16 protein-coding genes are annotated in these 17,370 nt (G+C 69.2%); 5 read left to right on the top strand and 11 right to left on the bottom strand.

Annotated elements, in window-relative coordinates; all coding sequences use genetic code 11:
* Entirely contained in the window at nt 1-1,281 is a 1,281-nt protein-coding gene (ilvA, locus tag G6N30_RS05890) for a threonine ammonia-lyase IlvA (protein WP_134060433.1), read from the bottom strand.
* Between the two features lie 43 nt (nt 1,282-1,324).
* Nucleotides 1,325-1,762, bottom strand: a complete 438-nt coding sequence (locus G6N30_RS05885) for a nitroreductase family deazaflavin-dependent oxidoreductase (RefSeq protein ID WP_134060432.1) — start codon at nt 1,760-1,762, stop codon at nt 1,325-1,327.
* A gap of 87 nt (nt 1,763-1,849) precedes the next feature.
* Between G6N30_RS05885 and G6N30_RS05880 the strand changes: the two genes are divergently transcribed.
* Nucleotides 1,850-2,080: a hypothetical protein gene (locus G6N30_RS05880; RefSeq protein WP_134060431.1), complete on the top strand. Its 231-nt coding sequence runs from the start codon at nt 1,850-1,852 to the stop codon at nt 2,078-2,080.
* A 4-nt stretch (nt 2,081-2,084) separates the two neighbouring features.
* Here the strand turns inward: G6N30_RS05880 and G6N30_RS05875 are convergent, their stop codons facing one another.
* A complete protein-coding gene (locus G6N30_RS05875; RefSeq protein ID WP_134060430.1) occupies nt 2,085-2,513 on the bottom strand; it encodes an SRPBCC family protein in 429 nt (142 codons plus the stop codon).
* Between the two features lie 30 nt (nt 2,514-2,543).
* Here G6N30_RS05875 and G6N30_RS05870 point away from each other — a divergent pair, with 30 nt between their 5' ends.
* Entirely contained in the window at nt 2,544-3,323 is a 780-nt protein-coding gene (locus G6N30_RS05870) for a DUF6498-containing protein (RefSeq protein WP_134060429.1), read from the top strand.
* On the opposite strand, the gene dnaE is transcribed toward G6N30_RS05870, so the two are convergent.
* From dnaE to lspA, 5 genes are all read right to left on the bottom strand, one after another.
* Complete coding sequence (gene dnaE, locus G6N30_RS05865) at nt 3,320-6,877, bottom strand: DNA polymerase III subunit alpha (protein ID WP_134060428.1); 3,558 nt, start codon at nt 6,875-6,877, stop codon at nt 3,320-3,322. The two genes, G6N30_RS05870 and dnaE, sit on opposite strands and share 4 nt — an antisense overlap.
* Nucleotides 6,878-6,889: 12 nt before the next feature.
* Nucleotides 6,890-7,564 carry a TetR/AcrR family transcriptional regulator gene (locus G6N30_RS05860; RefSeq protein ID WP_234880344.1) on the bottom strand — a complete coding sequence of 225 codons (675 nt, stop codon included), beginning with the start codon at nt 7,562-7,564 and terminating at the stop codon, nt 6,890-6,892.
* A 183-nt stretch (nt 7,565-7,747) separates the two neighbouring features.
* Entirely contained in the window at nt 7,748-8,701 is a 954-nt protein-coding gene (rarD, locus tag G6N30_RS05855; RefSeq protein ID WP_134060426.1) for an EamA family transporter RarD, read from the bottom strand.
* Nucleotides 8,698-9,612 carry an RluA family pseudouridine synthase gene (locus G6N30_RS05850; RefSeq protein WP_179965553.1) on the bottom strand — a complete coding sequence of 305 codons (915 nt, stop codon included), beginning with the start codon at nt 9,610-9,612 and terminating at the stop codon, nt 8,698-8,700. Before G6N30_RS05850 ends, rarD begins: the two co-directional genes overlap by 4 nt.
* Before the next feature lie 14 nt (nt 9,613-9,626).
* Nucleotides 9,627-10,247: a signal peptidase II gene (gene lspA / locus G6N30_RS05845; RefSeq protein ID WP_134060424.1), complete on the bottom strand. Its 621-nt coding sequence runs from the start codon at nt 10,245-10,247 to the stop codon at nt 9,627-9,629.
* A 39-nt stretch (nt 10,248-10,286) separates the two neighbouring features.
* Here lspA and G6N30_RS05840 point away from each other — a divergent pair, with 39 nt between their 5' ends.
* Nucleotides 10,287-11,219 carry an asparaginase gene (locus G6N30_RS05840; RefSeq protein WP_134060423.1) on the top strand — a complete coding sequence of 311 codons (933 nt, stop codon included), beginning with the start codon at nt 10,287-10,289 and terminating at the stop codon, nt 11,217-11,219.
* Nucleotide 11,220: 1 nt separating this feature from the next.
* On the opposite strand, the gene G6N30_RS05835 is transcribed toward G6N30_RS05840, so the two are convergent.
* On the bottom strand, nt 11,221-12,555 hold the full coding sequence (locus tag G6N30_RS05835) for a DNA polymerase IV (protein WP_407664740.1): 1,335 nt from the start codon (nt 12,553-12,555) through the stop codon (nt 11,221-11,223).
* Between the two features lie 62 nt (nt 12,556-12,617).
* Here G6N30_RS05835 and G6N30_RS05830 point away from each other — a divergent pair, with 62 nt between their 5' ends.
* Nucleotides 12,618-12,836: an RNA-binding S4 domain-containing protein gene (locus tag G6N30_RS05830; protein ID WP_134060422.1), complete on the top strand. Its 219-nt coding sequence runs from the start codon at nt 12,618-12,620 to the stop codon at nt 12,834-12,836.
* Nucleotides 12,837-12,840: 4 nt separating this feature from the next.
* Here the strand turns inward: G6N30_RS05830 and ileS are convergent, their stop codons facing one another.
* Together ileS and G6N30_RS05820 are read right to left on the bottom strand one after the other, a co-directional pair.
* On the bottom strand, nt 12,841-15,987 hold the full coding sequence (ileS, locus tag G6N30_RS05825) for an isoleucine--tRNA ligase (protein WP_134060421.1): 3,147 nt from the start codon (nt 15,985-15,987) through the stop codon (nt 12,841-12,843).
* A gap of 257 nt (nt 15,988-16,244) precedes the next feature.
* Nucleotides 16,245-16,874 (bottom strand): hypothetical protein, encoded by a 630-nt coding sequence (locus G6N30_RS05820; RefSeq protein WP_134060420.1) that lies wholly within the window; start codon nt 16,872-16,874, stop codon nt 16,245-16,247.
* Nucleotides 16,875-17,010: 136 nt separating this feature from the next.
* On the opposite strand from G6N30_RS05820, the gene G6N30_RS05815 reads away from it, so the two are divergent.
* Nucleotides 17,011-17,370: an XRE family transcriptional regulator gene (locus G6N30_RS05815; RefSeq protein WP_134060419.1), complete on the top strand. Its 360-nt coding sequence runs from the start codon at nt 17,011-17,013 to the stop codon at nt 17,368-17,370.

Here is a 17,370-nt window from a genome sequence, read left to right as displayed (position 1 = left end):
TCAGAGCAGGTAGCGGTACGCCGACGACCCCGGCTCGAGCGCTTCGACGTGCATGTCGGAGGCCGACATCCGGGCGAGCAGACCGTCGAAGTCGGCGGCCGAGCCCAGTTCGATGCCGACCAGCGCCGCCCCGGTCTCGCGGTTGTTGCGCTTGACGTACTCGAACAGCGTGATGTCGTCGTTCGGTCCGAGCACGTCGTCGAGGAACCGCCGCAGTGCGCCGGGTTCCTGCGGGAAGTCGACCAGGAAATAGTGCTTGAGGCCCAGGTGCACCAGCGAGCGTTCGAGGATCTCGCCGTAGCGGGACACGTCGTTGTTGCCGCCGGAGATCAGGCAGACGACCGTCGAATCCGGTTCGACCGTCGTCTCGAGCAGTCCCGCCACCGACAGTGCGCCGGCCGGCTCGGCAACGATGCCCTCGTTCTGGTAGAGGTCCAGCATCGCTGTGCAGACCGCACCCTCGTCGACGGCCATCATCGACACCATGTCGCCCGCGGCGCGCAGCGCGGCGAACGGGAGACGGCCCGCGCGATTGACCGCGGCGCCGTCGACGAACTGGTCGGCGTGGTCGAGCGTCACCGGTTCACCGGCGGTCAGCGCCGCGATCATCGACGCGGCGCCCGCCGGTTCCACGCCGAGCACCGCGGTGCTCGAAGTCCGCTCGGCCAGATAGGCGGTGATGCCCGCGATACATCCGCCGCCACCCACCGGGACGATCACCAGATCGGGTTCGGCATCCAGATCGTCGAGGATCTCCGGGGCGATCGTGCCCTGCCCCGCCATGGTCCGCACGTCGTCGTACGGCGGGACGAGTGTGGCGCCGGTGCGCGCGACGTCGTCGATCGCCGCCGCGGCGGCCAGGTCGTAGGTCGCCCCGACGGCGATCAACTCGATGAACTCGCGGCCGTGGTAGCGGATGCGGTCGCGCTTCTGCTTGGGCGTCTTCGCCGGTACGTAGACCCGGCCCTTGATGCCCATCGTGCGGCACGCCATGGCGAAGCCCTGGGCATGGTTGCCCGCCGACGAGCAGACCACGCCGGCGGCGATCTCCGCCTCGGTGAGCTGTGAGAGCAGGTTGAACGCCCCGCGCAGCTTGTAGGACCGCACGGCCTGCAGGTCCTCGCGCTTCAGGTAGATCTCGGCGCCGGTGACCTCCGACAACCGCTCCGAGTACTGCAGCGGCGTCCGGACGACGACGTCCAGAATCCGCTGCGCCGCCGCGTCGATATCGGCCGCGGTGATCGGCGATGTACGGGCGGGTTGGCTCAGTTCAGCGGACACCGGTCAATGGTGCCACTGACGGGTTTCGAGGGTACAGCCGGTTTCACTCGACCGGAGTGAGCACGAAGACCGGGATCTCGCGGTCGGTCTTCTTCTGGTACTCGGCGTAATCGGGCCACACCTCGACCGCCCGCTCCCACCATTCGGCCTTCTCGGTACCGAACACCTCGCGCGCGTCGTACTCCTTGGTGACGGTCTTGTCCTGCAGCTCGACCCGCGGATTCTTCTTGATGTTGTGGTACCAGACCGGATGCTTGGGGGCGCCACCGAGCGACGCGACGACCGCGTACTCGCCCTGGTGCTCGACCCGCATCAGCGGGGTCTTGCGCAGCTTGCCGGACTTCGCGCCGACGGTGGTGAGCAGGATGATCGGTTTGCCGTTGAGCTCGGTGGCCTCCGTCCCGCCCGACTCCATGAACTTCTCGGCCTGTTCACGGGCCCAATCGGAACTGCTGGGTTCGTATTCTCCGATGAGTGGCATGAAACCAGCTTAGGCGGGTACAACAGAGTCGTCCTGATCCGGAGTTTCGGTTGGCCGAAATCTTTGTTGAGAGGTATCGTTGACACCATGACCACCGCCGGGAACTTTCGCTCGACCGTCGCTCGCGCGGCGTGCGAGGTCAGTGTCGCCGGTGTCCCCTGGCCGGCCTACAAGGTGATCGCGCTCGTCGTCGGCATCGTGGCCTTCCTGGTGGTCGGCGTGCTGACGATGAGCGCCGCACCCGCGGTGTTGTCCGCAGCGGCGGCGGCCACCGTCAGCTGGGTGGGGTTCGGTATCGCCTGCTCGAACCGCCGCTAGTCCTCTAGTCCTCGACGAGACCGCGTAACGCCTCGAGATCGGCGGCCACCGCCGCCGCGTCCCGTTCGAATTCCTCGTCGCTCATCCCGTCGCGGCGGCGCAGGCTGAACACCACCTCGCATCGCGGCTCCCCCGGCCCGGCCGGCACCACGCGCAGCGGGTTGTAGACCGCTTCACCCGAGGGCATCCGTACGAGGTGGTCGAGCACGCCGAAGGCGTTGGCCGGTGAGAACTCGACGACCACCTCGCCCATCGGCGAGTCCGCGACCCACCCGCGCTCCGACTGGCGCAGCCCGCCCTGCGCCAGACCGGCGGCCCACCGGGGCCACGTCTGCGGGTCGGCGGCGAGGTCGTACACCGTCTCGGGCGGCGCGGCGATCCAGACCGCGATGTGCCGGGAGTCGGGGTGTCGTTTCGTCGTGTCGTCGCCCATTTTTCCATCCTGGCGCACACACTGACGCACGTGAATCGACTCCTTCACGGCGTGTTCGGGCTCGCGGTCACCGCGGTTCCGGCGGCGGGATGGTTCGTCGAGGGCTGGTCGGCCGGGACCACACTGGCGGTGTACTGGTTCGAGACCGTGGCGGTATGCCTGTTCGTCGCGATCCGGATCGCCGTCCACCAACGGCTGAGCCCGCGGCGCGGTCACTTCAGGTACCGGGCGGCCGGTAACGGCCGCACAGGCGCGCAGAACTCCACCTTCCTGCACGGTTTCCTGCTCGTCAGCCTCGCCTTCTGCGGGGCGCACGGGCTGTTCCTCGGGGTGATCCTGTTGTTGCTCAACCACAACGGCGCCCGCGGACTGGCCGACGTCGACTGGTGCAGCGCCGGCGCGGGATGCCTGCTCGTGCTGGTGTTCGTCGTCGTCGACTTCGTCGTCGACCTGCCGCTGATCCGGGCATGGCCGTTCCTGCGGGTGGAGCAGACCGCCGAACGCGTGATGGGACGCGTCATCGTCGTCCATCTGACGCTGATCCTCGGGATGCTCGCGGTGGCGGTGACCGGCGCGCCCACCGCCTTCTTCGGGGTGTTCGTCGCACTGCGGACCCTGTACTCGTTGAGCCTGGTTCTGCCGCAGTGGGACCCCGCCCGTCCCCCGGACTGGCTCAGCCGCATGATGAACCGCGTGCCGAACGTGCGCTCCCGCGACGGCGAACGCTTCGAGGAGTTCTGGGCCAAGGACCGTGCCGACGAAGCCGACCGGCGCCGCCGCAACGAAGAACCGTGGCCGCAGCGGCGCTAGCCGCCGAGGCAGCCGGGGCCCAGCAGCGCCTTGAGATCCCCCATCAGCGCCGACGAGGGCGTCACCCGCAACGACTGATCCAGCTCCAGGGTGGTGATCCGCTCACCGCTGATCAGCCGGAGGTGGACCTGGGAAGTGCCGGGATGGTTGGCCAGCACCTGTTTGAGCGCGCTGACCTTGTCGACCGTGCACTGCCGGGTGGGCAGGCTGACCGCCAGCGGCCGGTCCGCCTGAGCGCTCGAGAAGTCGGGCACCACCAGTTCGTGGGCGATCAGCGCGATGCGGTCGTCACGGGCGGCGACCTTCGCCTTCACCAGCACCACCACGTCGTCGGCGATCTCCGCGCCGAACACCGAGTACGTCTGCGGGAAGAACAGCACCTCGATACCGCCGGTGAGATCTTCCAATTGTGCTGAGGCCCAGGGCAATCCATTCTTGTTCACCCGGCGGTTGACCGAGGCGAGGATACCGCCGACGAGCACCTGCGCGTCGTTGGCCACGTCGCCGTCGAGGATCGCGGGGATCTGGGTGTCCACCTGGTTGGCCAGCAGGTGGGCGACGCCGTTGAGCGGGTGGCCGGACACATACAGCCCGAGCATCTCGCGCTCGAGGGCCAGCTTGTGTTTGTCCTCCCACTCCTCCTCGGGCACCTTGATCGTGAACACCGAATCCGCGCCGCCGGCGTCACCGGCCCCGCCGAACAGGTCGAACTGCCCCATCGCCTCGGCCTTCTTGGTGCCCAGCACCGAGTCGACGGCGTCGGTGTGCACCAGGAACAGGCCCTTGCGGGGATGGCCGAGCGAGTCGAACGCCCCGGCCTTGATCAGCGACTCCGTCACCTTCTTGTTGCAGGCGGCGATGTCGATCTTGTTCAGGTAGTCCGAGAAGTCGGTGTACTTGCCCTTCTCCGTGCGCGTGTTGACCAGCGAGGCAACCACATTCGCGCCCACGTTGCGCACCGCGCCGAGGCCGAACCGGATGTCGTTGCCCACCGAGGCGAAGTTCTGCACCGACTCGTTGACGTCGGGCGGCAGCACCGTGATCCCCAGCCGGCGGCAGTCGGCCAGGTACACCGCGGCCTTGTCCTTGTCGTCGCCGACCGAGGTGAGCAGACCCGCCATGTACTCGGCCGGATAGTTGGCCTTCAAATACGCCGTCCAGTACGACACCAGGCCGTAGCCGGCGGCGTGCGATTTGTTGAACGCGTACCCGGCGAACGGAAGGATGGTGTCCCACAACGCCTTCACCGCGGCCTGCGAGAACCCGTTGGCGGTCATGCCCTCCTGGAAGCCCTTGTACTCGGCTTCGAGCACCTCGAGCTTCTTCTTGCCCATGGCCTTCCGGAGCGCGTCGGCCTTGCCCATCGTGTAGGAGGCGACCTTCTGGGCGATGAACATGATCTGCTCTTGGTAGACGATCAGGCCGTAGGTCTCGGCGAGGATCTCCTTGAGCGGTTCCTCGAGTTCGGGATGGATCGGCTTGATGGCCTGCCGGTTGTTCTTGCGGTCGGCGTAGTCGTTGTGGGCGTTCATGCCCATCGGACCGGGGCGGTACAGCGCGAGCACGGCGACGATGTCGTTGAACTCGGTGGGCTGCATGCGGCGCAGCAGATCCCGCATCGGGCCGCCGTCGAGCTGGAAGACACCCAGCGTGTCGCCGCGGCCCAGCAGTTCGTACGCCTTCGGGTCGTCGAGGGGCAGGGTCTCCAGATCCACCTCGACGCCGCGGTTGGCCTTGATGTTCTCGATGCAGTCCCCGATGATCGTCAGGTTCCGCAGGCCGAGGAAGTCCATCTTCAGCAGGCCGATGGCCTCACACGACGGATAGTCCCAGCCGGTGATCACCGCACCGTCCTGCGGGCGGCGCCACAGCGGGATCGCGTCGATCAGCGGTTCGGAGCTCATGATCACCGCGCACGCGTGCACACCGGCGTTGCGGACCAGGCCTTCGAGGCCGCGGGCGGTCTCGTAGATGGTGCGCACGTCGGGGTCGGTGTCGATCAGGGCGCGGACCTCGGCGGCTTCCTTGTACCGCTCGTGGGTGGGATCGGTGATGCCCGACACCGGGATGTCCTTGGCCATGATCGGCGGCGGCAGCGCCTTGGTGATGCGGTCGGCGATCGCGAAGCCGGGCTGACCGTAGTGCACCCGGGCCGAATCCTTCAGTGCCGCTTTGGTCTTGATGGTGCCGAAGGTGATGACCTGCGCGACGCGGTCGCTGCCCCACTTGTTGGCGGCGTAGCGCAGCATCTCACCGCGGCGGCGGTCGTCGAAGTCGATGTCGATGTCGGGCGCCGACGGGCGTTCCGGGTTGAGGAACCGCTCGAACAGCAGGCCGTGCGGGATCGGGTCGATGTTCGTGATGCCCAGCGCGTAGGCCACCAGCGAACCGGCGGCCGAACCACGCCCCGGCCCCACGCGGATGTCGACCGACTTCGCGTAGTTGATGAGGTCGGCGACGATGAGGAAGTAGGACGGGAAGCCCTTGTCGCAGATGACCTTGATCTCGTACTCGGCGCGCTCGATGTAGTCCTGGCCGACCCCGGACGGGAAGCGCCGCCGCAGCCCCGCCATGACCTCGTGGTGCAGCCACGTCGCCTGGTCGTGCCCCTCGGGCACCGGGAACACCGGCATCCGGTCGCGCGGTTCCCACACCTCGGTATAGGGCTGGACGCGCTCGGCGATCAGCAAGGTGGAGTCGCAGGCGCCGGGCACCTGACCGTCCCACAGCGCGCGCATCTCGGCCGCCGACTTGAGGTAGTAACCGTCCCCGTCGAATTTGAACCGGGTGGGGTCAGAGAGCGTCTTGCCGGTCTGGATGCACAGCAGCGCTTCGTGGTTCTGGGCGGCCTCGCGGGTGACGTAGTGACAGTCGTTGGTGGCCAACGGCGGGATGCCGAGCTTCTGGCCGATCTCGAGCAGGCCTTCGCGCACCCGGCGTTCGATGTCGAGGCCGTGGTCCATCAGCTCGAGGAAGAAGTTGTCCGGCCCGAAGATCTCGCGCCACTTGGCGGCCGCCTCGAGCGCCTCCCGCTGGTGGCCGAGGCGAAGTCGCGTCTGCACCTCGCCCGACGGGCAGCCGGTGGTGGCGATGATGCCCTCGGCGTGTTCGGCGATGATCTCGGCGTCCATCCGGGACCATTTGCCGAGCTGCCCTTCGAACGAGGCCAGCGAGGACAGCTTGAACAGGTTGCGCAGACCGGTCGCGTTCTCGGCGACCATCGTCATGTGGGTGTAGGACCCGCTGCCGGAGACGTCGTCGGACTTCTGGCTCGGATCGCCCCACAGGACGCGTTTGGTGTCGAACCGGGAGGCCGGTGCGATGTAGGCCTCGATGCCGATGATGGGCTTGATCCCGGCGGCGGTGGCCCCGTTGTAGAACTCGCTGGCACCGAACATGTTTCCGTGGTCGGTCATGCCGATCGCGGGCATCTCGAGGCGCTGGGCCTCGGCGAGCATCGGCTTGACCTTCGCGGCACCGTCCAGCATCGAGTACTCGGTGTGGTTGTGCAGGTGAACAAAAGACCCCGAGGACTGCCCGACTGAACCGCTCATAGGGTCGCCAGTCTAGGACCGCCCTCCGACACCCTTCGGCGTGTCGTGATGCGTGTCTTCGGCAGCGTCGCCCCGCGCGCCACCACCGGCGGGCTCCAGCCCCTGCGGCGCCGTGACGAGGCCGTGCGCGAACAGCTCGATCAGCGGCGTGACGATCGCGCTGAGACCGGCCGGGCCGTCGGTGAAACCGGAGTAGAAGGCCAACCCGTAGAGGATGACCTGCAGCAGGTCGGCGACGCCTTCGATGTCCGTGTCGGCGTCCAGTTCGCCCCGCTGGATCGCATCGGAGACCAGCCGGTTCAGGAACGCCCGCACCGGGGAATCGCTGATCGCCCACAGCTCGGGGTTGCGCTGCGGTTCGAGGCGGGCGCTGATCAGGAACGGCACCAGCGACGGGTCCCGGGCGTCCACCCGGCGCACCGCGGCCACGAACTCCGAGAGCCGGTCCAGCAACCGGTCGTGGCGCAGCGCCTGCGCGACGCAGTCGACGACGACCTCCCGCACCTCCATCACGACGCCCGCGTACACCTCTTCACGGGTGTTGAAGTAGTAGTGCAGCGTGGGCCGGCTCAGACCGGTCCGTTCGGCTATGGCCTGGAACGTCATACCGGAATAGCCGCGCTCGATGACGACCATGCGGCCGGCCCGGACGATCTGCCTGCGGGTGAGGGCAGAATCGGCGCCCACCGGGCGTCCTCGGGCGCGTGCCGCCGTTTTCCCCCGGCCCTTGCGCTGCACCTAGCAAACGCTAGGACATAGCCCTACGCCAGGCAACCGACTGTCCCGCAAACGAAATCCGCGTTCGCGGGGCCGACGTTGCCACACCTCGATGCCAACTCCAGGTTCGCTGGTCGTGACAAGTGTGTGCGGTCAGCCCGGATTTGCCTCGCGGGACGACGACGGGTCCGCCACGTGCGCCGGGGGCGCGGGTTCGGGTCGCGCCCCGCGTTGCCGGGGTCCCCTGCGGCGCACTGCGTCTGCGGCCTGCAGCGCCAGCGCCACCCAGATCAGCGCGAAGCCGATCCACCGCGCCACCGGCATCGGTTCGTGGCCGATCAGCACACCCCAGGCCATCTGCAGACCCGGGTTGATGTAGAACAGCAGACCCAGCGTCACCATGGGCAGCCGCTGTGCGGCCGCGGCGAACAGCAGCAGCGGGATCGCGGTGACCGGACCGGCCAGCAGCAGCAAACCGGTGTGCCCCGCCCCCTCGCTGAGGAAGTGCCCACGGTGGGTGAGCTCCAGCGCCACCACGTAGCCGCCCGCGATCGGCAGTGCGATCAGCGTCTCGACCGCCACGCTGACCCTCGGGTCCGCGGTGACCACCTTCTTCACCAGACCGTAGAAGGCGAACGTCACCGCGAGCGCCAACGCGATGTAGGGCGGCGCGCCGACCGACACGGTGAGCAGGACCACCGCGCCGACGGCCAGCACCAGCGCCGCCTGCTGCCAGCGGTTGATCCGTTCGCGGAACACCAGCACGCCAAGGGCGACGCTGATCAGCGGGTTGATGAAGTACCCGAGCGCGGCGTCGACGACGTGGCCGTGGGTGGCCGCGTAGATGTAGACCCCCCAGTTCGCCGACACCAGGGCTGAAGCCGCCAGCAGTTGCAGCCATGTGCGCCACGGCAATCGGCGCAGATCGCCCACCCGGCGGGCGACGGCCAGCACCAGCAGCAGGAACACCGCGCTCCACACGATGCGGTGCGCCAGGATCTCCAGCGATCCGGCGGGCAGCAGCAGCAGGAAGAACCCCGGGCACAGCCCCCACCAGACGTAGGCGCCAGTGCCGAACAGCAGGCCGTCGCGGCGCGAGTCGGTCACCGGGCGTGACGGCGCAGCACGTCGAGGGCGTGTTGCAGGTCGGCCGGGTACGGGCTGGTGATCTCGACGCGGCGCCCGTCGGCCGGATGGGCGAACGCCAGCGACCGGGCGTGCAGCCACTGGCGTTCCAGCCCGAGCTTGCGGGCCAGCGTCGGGTCGGCGCCGTAGGTGAGGTCACCGCAGCACGGATGGTGCAGTGCGGCGAAGTGCACGCGGATCTGGTGGGTGCGGCCCGTCTCGAGTTCGATGTCGAGCAGGCTCGCCGCCTGGAACGCCTCCAGCGTGTCGTAGTGGGTGACGCTGTGCCTGCCGTTCTCGGTGACCGCGAACTTCCAGTCGTGACCCCGGTGCCGCCCGATCGGCGCGTCGATCGTGCCGCTGCTCGGATCGGGATGGCCCTGTACCAGCGCGTGGTACCGCTTCTCGACGGTGCGCTGTTTGAACGCGCGTTTGAGCACCGTGTAGGCCCGCTCCGACAACGCCACCACCATGACCCCCGAGGTGCCGACGTCGAGGCGGTGCACGATGCCCTGGCGTTCGTGGATCCCGGAGGTGCTGATCCGGAAGCCGGCGGCCGCCAGGCCGCCCAGCACCGTGGGGCCGTGCCAGCCGACGGTCGCGTGCGCGGCCACCCCCGGCGGTTTGTCGACCGCCACGATGTCGTCGTCGGAGTACAGGATCGCCATGCCCTCGATGTCGACCGGGGTGTTCTCCACCGGCGCAGGGGCCTCCGGCAGCCGCACCTCGAGCCAGGCGCCCGCGGTGAGCCGGTCCGATTTGCCCGCAGGCGCACCGTCGAGGTCGACGCCGCCGTCCTCCGCGATCGCCGCGGCCGCGGTGCGCGACAGTCCGAGCAGCCGCGACAGCCCGGCGTCGACCCTCATCCCGCCCAGCCCCTCGGGCACGGGCATCGACCGGGTCGCCACTATGACGGATCGGCGGCGGGACGTGCCGCCGGCGGGGTCTCGTCCTCGGGCCGCCGGCGTCCGGTGGTGTCGAAGTCGAAGCCGAACAGCGACAGCACCACCAGCAGGATCGCCCCGCCGACCACCGACGGGTCCGCGACGTTGAAGACCGGCCACCATCCGATGGACAGGAAGTCGACCACGTGGCCGCGCAGCGGCCCGGGCGACCGGAAGAACCGGTCGATCAGGTTGCCCATCGCGCCGCCGAGGATGAGGCCCAGCCCGATCGCCCACCACGGCGACACCAGCCGCCTGCCCATCCAGACGATGCCGATCACCACACCCGTCGCCACCAGCGTGAGCACCCAGGTGTAGCCCGTGGCCATCGAGAACGCCGCCCCGGAGTTGCGGACCAGGGTCCAGGTCACCGTGTCGCCGATGATCGACACCGGTTGCCCGGGCGTCAGCAGCCGGACCGCGAGCACCTTGGTCACGATGTCGAGCACCAGGATCACCGCCGCGACCGACAACAGCAGGCCGAGGCGACGCCGCGCCGGGGGCGGCGGGGTCACAGCGGTCTCCGCGGGCTCGGCGGCGCCGGTCGCGGACTCGGCCTTGCCCGATGTTTCGTCAGTCACCACACCATCATCCCAAACGGTCGATACGGAACAATTCCGCACGTGAGCCTCGTCGTGATCACCACCGGCGGCACGATCGCCACCAGCACCGACGCCGACGGCGTCCGCCGCCCGCAGCGCCGCGGCGCCGAGCTGACCGCGGGCATCGACACCGCGGGCCACGACGTGCGCGTCATCGACGTGCTGAACAAGGACAGCTCGCAGCTCACCCCGGCCGACTGGGACCGCATCCGCGGCGCCGTGCCGGCGTCCGGCGCCGACGGAGTGGTGATCACCCACGGCACCGACACCATGGAGGAGACCGCGCTGTGGCTCGAGCTCACCTACGACGGCGCGATCCCCGTGGTGCTGACCGGTGCCCAGCGCGGCGCCGACGCCCCCGACGCCGACGGGCCTGCCAACCTGCGTGACGCGCTGACGGTGGCCGCCGACCGCGATGCCCGCGGCCTGGGCGTGCTGGTCAGCTTCGCCGGGACCGTCCGCCGGCCGCTGGGGGTGCGCAAGGTCGCGACCGACAGCCTCGACGGCTTCGACGGGCCCGCGGTCGGCACCGTCGCCGGCGGCCGGTTCACCCGCACCGGGCCGAAGGAGCGTCCGTATCTGGGCGACCTGTCGGCGGCGGGCGCGCCGCGGGTGGACATCGTCGCCACCTATCCCGGTGGTGACGCGACCGCCCTCGACGCCTGCGCGGCCGCAGGCGCGCGGGCCGTCGTCCTCGAGGCGCTGGGCGCCGGGAACGCGGCCGCGCCGGTGATCGACGGTGTGCGCCGGTTGTGCGCGGCCGGGGTGGTGGTCGCGGTGTCGACCCGGGTGCCGGGCGGGCGGGTCCGGCCCGCCTACGGGCCGGGACACGACCTGGTCGAAGCGGGTGCGCTCGTCGTCCCGACGCTGCGGCCCGCGCAGACGCGCGTGCTGCTGATGGCCGCGCTCGCCGCCGGCGCTCCCGTCGCCGACGTGCTGGCGCGCTGGGGCTGACTCAGGGCGACTCGACCTGAGCGAGCGCCCCCACGTACTCGGGCCAGTCGAGGCTGTCGACAGGATTGGCCCGGACGATCTCGGGCAGGTCGTGCGGGAACGTCCGCGCCGAACCCGGCCCGGTACTGCGGGTCTCGAACCGGACGGTCATGACGCCGTGGCCGGCGCCCTGGATCCAGCCGTGCCCCCATTCGGGGTGGGCGACGTCGTCGCCGACCTGCCACGCCGGCGCCACCGCGGCCGCCTCACTCACCGACGGCGGCAGCACCGGACGCGTCGCCGGATCGTCCTCGACCAGTTCCAGGTCGGGGAACAGGGATTCCTGCCGCACCTCCGACAGACCCGAAAAGCCAACGCCGACAAGGCGGATCGGGCCGATCTCGACGGGGTCCACCAGCAGCCGGCGGGCGGTGGCGGCGAGCGTCGCCGCGTCGGTGGTGGCCGACGGCAGCGTCGCCGACCGGGTCAGCGTGCTCATATCCGACTTCTTCAGCTTCACGGTGACCGTGCGGGCGCCGCGCCCGTCCTTGACCAACCGCCGGTGGGCGTGCTCGGCGATCGGCCCGACCGCCTCGCGCACCTGGTCGAGGGTGATGAGGTCCGCCGGGAAGGTCGATTCGGCGCTGATCTGCTTGGCTTCGGCCCGTTCGGCGACGGGCCGATCGTCGACGCCCTTGGCGAGCCGGTGCAGCGCGAGCCCCACCGCCACCCCCAGGATGTCGGCCACCTCGGGCTCCGACAGCGCCGCGAGCTGACCGATGGTCTCGATGCCGAGCCGGTGCAGCTTCTCCTCGGCGACCGGACCGATCCCCCACAGCTTGCGCACCGGCAGCCCGTCGAGCAGCCTGCGCTCCTCGTCGCGCCGCACCACCCGGATGCCGTCCGGTTTGGCCAGCCCAGAGGCGATCTTCGCGATCTGCTTGCCCGAGCCGGCTCCCACCGACGCGACGAGCCCCGTCTCCTCCAGCACCCGCCCCCGCAGCCGCTCGCAGAACGCCGTCACCTCGTCCGCCGAGGCGCCCGCCAGCTCCTGCGGTTCGCCGAACGCCTCGTCGAACGACAACTGCTCGAGCACCGGGACGAGGCTGCGCACGGTGTCGAACACCCGGCGGCTCGCCAGGCCGTAGACCACCCCGCGCGGCGGCAGCACCACCGCGGGCGCTCCGACGAGCCTGCGGGCCTGGTGCATGGGCATCGCCGAACGCGCACCGTGCACCCGGGCCTCGTAACTCGCGCCGGCCACCACGCCGCGCCCGCCCAGACCGCCGACGAGCACCGGCCGCCCACGCAGGGTGGGCCGGGTCAACTGCTCGACCGACGCGAAGAACGCGTCCATGTCCAGATGCAGGACCCAGCGCACGTCCACCCCGCCGATGCTAGGGCGTTAGCCTGACGGGCATGGCGGCGCACGACGTTCCGATCGGTGACGACACCATCCGCCTCGGCCAGTTCCTCAAGCTGTCGTCACTGCTCGACAGCGGGGCGGACGCCAAATCGGCGATCGCCGACGGGCTGGTGACCGTCAACGGCGAGGTCGAGCTCCGCCGGGGACGGCAACTGCACCCGGGCGACACCGTCACCTTCGGCGACGAGTCGGCCCGGGTCAGCCGCGGCTGAGCGCTCAGGCCTTGGCGATCGCCACCCGCACGCCGTCGCCGATCTCGGCGCCGTCGGTGGGTTCACCGAACTCGAACGCGGTCGCCAGGATCTCCCCGGCGATCAGGTCGCGGTGGGCGCGCGCCCAGTCCTCGTGGGTCTGCGGTACCGACATGACCACGGTGATCCGGTCCGAGACGTCCAGCCCGCTCGACTTGCGCAGCTCCTGCAGTTCGCGGATGCGGTCCTTGGCCCAGCCCTCGGCCTCCAGTTCCGGGGTCACCGTGCCGTCGAGCACCACCAGCCCGGCACCGTCGGGCAGTGCCGCGGTGTACTCGGGGTCCGCGGCGACGAGCTTCGACGAATACTCCTCGGGCCGCAGCACGGCGGGCCCCGCGGTGAGCGTGCCGTCCGGGTTGACCACACCCTCGCCCGCCTTGACCGCCTTGATCGCGGCCTGCACGTCCTTGCCCAGGCGTGGGCCCGCGACACGGGCGTTGACCGTGAGCTCGAAGCGGCCGTAGGTGTCGATGTCGGCGGTCAGCTCGACCGCCTTGACGTTCAGCTCATCGGCGATGAGGTCGGCGAACGGTTCGAGCTGCGCCGGATCTGCCACGGCGACAGTCAGTTTGGGAAGCGGCAACCGCACCCGTAGCTTCTTGGCCTTGCGCAGCGACGACGCGGTCGAGCACACCGAGCGGACCTGATCCATCGCGGCCACCAGCGCGGGGTCGTGCGGCAGCAGGTCCGCCTCCGGCCAATCGGTCAGATGCACCGACCGCCCGTCGGTGAGACCGCGCCAGATCTTCTCCGTGGCCAGCGGCAGCAGCGGCGCCGCCAACCGCGTGGTGACCTCCAGCACGGTGTGCAGCGTGTCGATCGCGTCGCGGTCCTCCTCCCAGAACCGCGAACGTGACCGCCGCACATACCAGTTCGTCAAGGCCTCGGTGAACTGCCGCAGCTCGTCACACGCCCCGGAGATGTCGCAGACGTCCAGCGACTCGGTGAGGTCGTCGCGCAGTTGCGCCAGCTTCGCGAGGATGTACCGGTCGAGCACGTGCGTGGAGTCGGTGCGCCAGGTGCCCTTCTGCGGCGCGTAGAGCGCCAGGAACGTGTAGGCGTTCCAGAGCGGCAGCAGCACTTGGCGGACCCCTTCGCGGATGCCCTGTTCGGTGACGACCAGGTTGCCGCCGCGCAGGATCGGCGAGGCCATCAGGAACCAGCGCATCGCATCGGATCCGTCGCGGTCGAACACCTCGGTGACGTCCGGATAGTTGCGCAGCGACTTGCTCATCTTCTGGCCGTCGTTGCCGAGCACGATGCCGTGGGAGACACAGGTTTTGAACGCGGGACGGTCGAACAGCGCGGTGGCCAGCACGTGCAGCGTATAGAACCACCCGCGGGTCTGCCCGATGTACTCGACGATGAAATCGCCTGGGAAGTGGGCGTCTTCGGACCCCCCGCCCGCGAACCACTCGGCGTTCTCGAACGGGTAGTGCACCTGCGCGTAGGGCATCGAGCCGGAGTCGAACCAGACGTCGAGCACGTCCTCGATGCGCCGCATCGTCGACTTCCCGGTGGGGTCATCGGGATTGGGCCGGGTCAACTCGTCGATGAACGGCCGGTGCAGGTTCGTCGGCCGCACCCCGAAGTCGCGCTCGAGTTCGTCGAGGCTGCCGTAGACGTCGATGCGCGGATACTCCGGGTCGTCGGACATCCACACCGGGATCGGCGTGCCCCAGTAGCGGTTTCGCGAGATCGACCAGTCGCGGGCGCCCTGCAGCCACTTGCCGAACTGACCGTCCTTGACGTGTTCGGGGTACCAGGTGATCTCCTGGTTGAGTTCGACCATGCGGTCCCGGAATTCGGTGACCTTGATGAACCAGGACGACACCGCCCGGTAGATCAGCGGATTGCGGCACCGCCAGCAGTGCGGATACGAGTGCTCGTAGGTCTCGTGCCGCACCAGCACGGCGCCGTTGGCGGCCGCCGAGCCCGTTCCGTTCTTGAGGTCGCGGATGATCTGCGGGTTGGCGTCGAAGACGTGCTGGCCCTGGTAATCCGGCACGCCGGCGTCGAATCGGCCCTTGCTGTCGACCGGGGTGACGGGCGTGATGCCCACGGTGTCGGTGGTCGCCTTGTCGTCCTCGCCGTAGGCGGGTGCCATGTGGACGATGCCGGTGCCGTCCTCGGTGGTGACGAACTCACCGCGCAGCACCTGGAAGGCGTTGTGCGCCTCGGGTCGGTCGGTGAAGTACGGGAACGGCGGCAGGTAGCGGGTGCCGAGCAGTTCGCTGCCGGTGACCGTGGCCAGCACCTCGGGCTCCTCACCGAGTTCGCGCGCATAGGCGGCCAGCCGGGCCTCGGCCAGCACATACTTCCTGCCGCTCACCTCACCCGGGACGGCGACCTGTACGTAGGTCACATCGGGGTTGACGGCGACCGCCTGGTTCGATGGCAGCGTCCACGGCGTCGTCGTCCACACCAGCAGATGCGATCCCGCCAGTGGGCCGTCGAGCACCTGGAAGCCGACGGTGATCGCCGGATCCTGCCGGCTCTGATAGACGTCGTCATCCATCCGCAGTTCGTGGCTGGACAGCGGTGTCTCGTCGTTCCAGCAGTACGGCAGTACCCGCACGCCCTGGTACGCCAGGCCCTTGTCCCACAGTTGTTTGAACGCCCAGATCACCGACTCCATGAACCCGAGGTCGAGCGTCTTGTAGTCGTTGTCGAAGTCGACCCAGCGCGCCTGGCGGGTGACGTAGGACCGCCATTCGTCGGTGTACTTGAGCACCGAGGCGCGGCAGGCGTCGTTGAACTTCTCGATGCCCATGGCGTCGATGTCGGCCTTGTCGGTGATCCCGAGCTGGCGCTGCACCTCGAGTTCGGCGGGCAGTCCGTGGGTGTCCCAGCCGAAGCGGCGTTCCACCTTGTAGCCACGCATGGTGCGGTAGCGGGGAACGATGTCCTTGACGTAGCCGGTCAGCAGGTGTCCGTAGTGCGGGAGGCCGTTGGCGAACGGGGGCCCGTCGTAGAACACGTACTCGGGGGCGCCGTCACGGCGGGCGATGCTGGCACGGAAGGTGTCGTCGCTGTCCCAGTAACCCAGGACGTCGGCTTCCAACTCGGGGAAGTTCGGCGCTCCACTGGCCGGTTTGGGGTAGGCGGTCACTCGCGTTGTCTCCTGTGCCTGATTGCGGCCTCCGGCCTCGGAAGCCGCAGAACGTCCCGGCACGGGGACGACGTCACGCCGATGGGCGAGCGCCGCGGTACCACCCCGCTTGCGCACAACGGTGTGCGCCGCTTGATTGAGGCTGTGACGGGCCCACCCGTCCGGTTCTACTGGCCGCGCGAGTATTCGCGTGACGGTTCTTCCGGAGGCTCCCCGGTGATGGCCGGATCAGTGCCGCTGAACAGCGATTCTAGCGGCTACGCCGACGGTGCCGCTTCCGAGGTCAGCTCGATCAGCGCGAACGGGAACTGCTCGGCGAACTCCTGCACGGTGGCCCGGTCGAATCGGTGGCTGTCGAACCACCAGTCCACCTCCATCAGGCCGCCGTTGCGGTAGGCGCGCAGTTCGAGGGCGTGCCCGACCAACGGCGGGGTGGCGGTGTGCGCCGGCGTGGTGCCGACGTAGTTGAAGAGGACGTCCGCGGCCGCACCACCGAAGTAGCCCGGGCGATCGGCGGGCGCTTCGCTCAGCACCCGGTGGGCCATGTGGACCATCGCGGTGGCGTCGAGCTGGCGCTCGCCGAGGCAGATCAGCTCGACCAGCGCGGGGGCCGAGCGGCCGTCCCGGACGACGTCGACGGCGACCACGCCTTCGCCCATGGTGCGGGCAACGGTACGTCCGAGCGCTGCGAGCAGCAGTTCGTCGGCGGTCATCCCGAGGGCGAAGGCGGCACCGTCGAGTTCGAGGGTGAGCACGGTGTCCAGCGGCGCCGACACCTTGTCGGCGTTGCCGAGCTGGGTGCCGAGCGCTTCGTCGCGGTCGGTGATGCGCATGCGCAGAGCGGATGCCGCGAAGTCGTGCGGTGTAGCCAGGTGGGGAGCGACCATGGCGAATACGCTACGCGGTGTGTCCCAGAAATGGGAGACCAGTGCCAAAACTGTGACGGTCATGTCAATAAAGGCAGGGGCGTCCGAATAGTGGTTGCCACTGCCCATTCGCGGGAACAGCGTCTATCGTGGACGGATGCCACGGACTGACGAGAACGGCAGGCAGCTCAAAGCGTTGCTCGACTACCTGCTCGACGGGGATGTCGAGGCCAAGACGATCTACGACGCGCTCGGGATCTCCAGCAGCACGTACTACCGGCGCATCAAGGAACACAACTATCCCGACGCCGAAGAGCTGAGGCGCGTCGCGGACCGGTTCGACCTGAGCTACCCGGACCTCCAGATCCGCTTCGGTCTCATGAGCCGGCAAGAGGTGTGGCACTACGTCGAGTCCTCGAATCTGACGGTCGCCACGGTTGCCGAGGCCAGGCCGACGACACGCCGGCGGCCGAAACTGTCGGAATTGGCACCGCGCCCCGACGCGCCGCCGCTGTAG

The organism is Mycolicibacterium litorale (assembly GCF_010731695.1).
Taxonomy (GTDB): Bacteria; Actinomycetota; Actinomycetes; order Mycobacteriales; family Mycobacteriaceae; genus Mycobacterium; species Mycobacterium litorale.
This window is presented reverse-complemented; position numbering and strand designations above follow the sequence as displayed.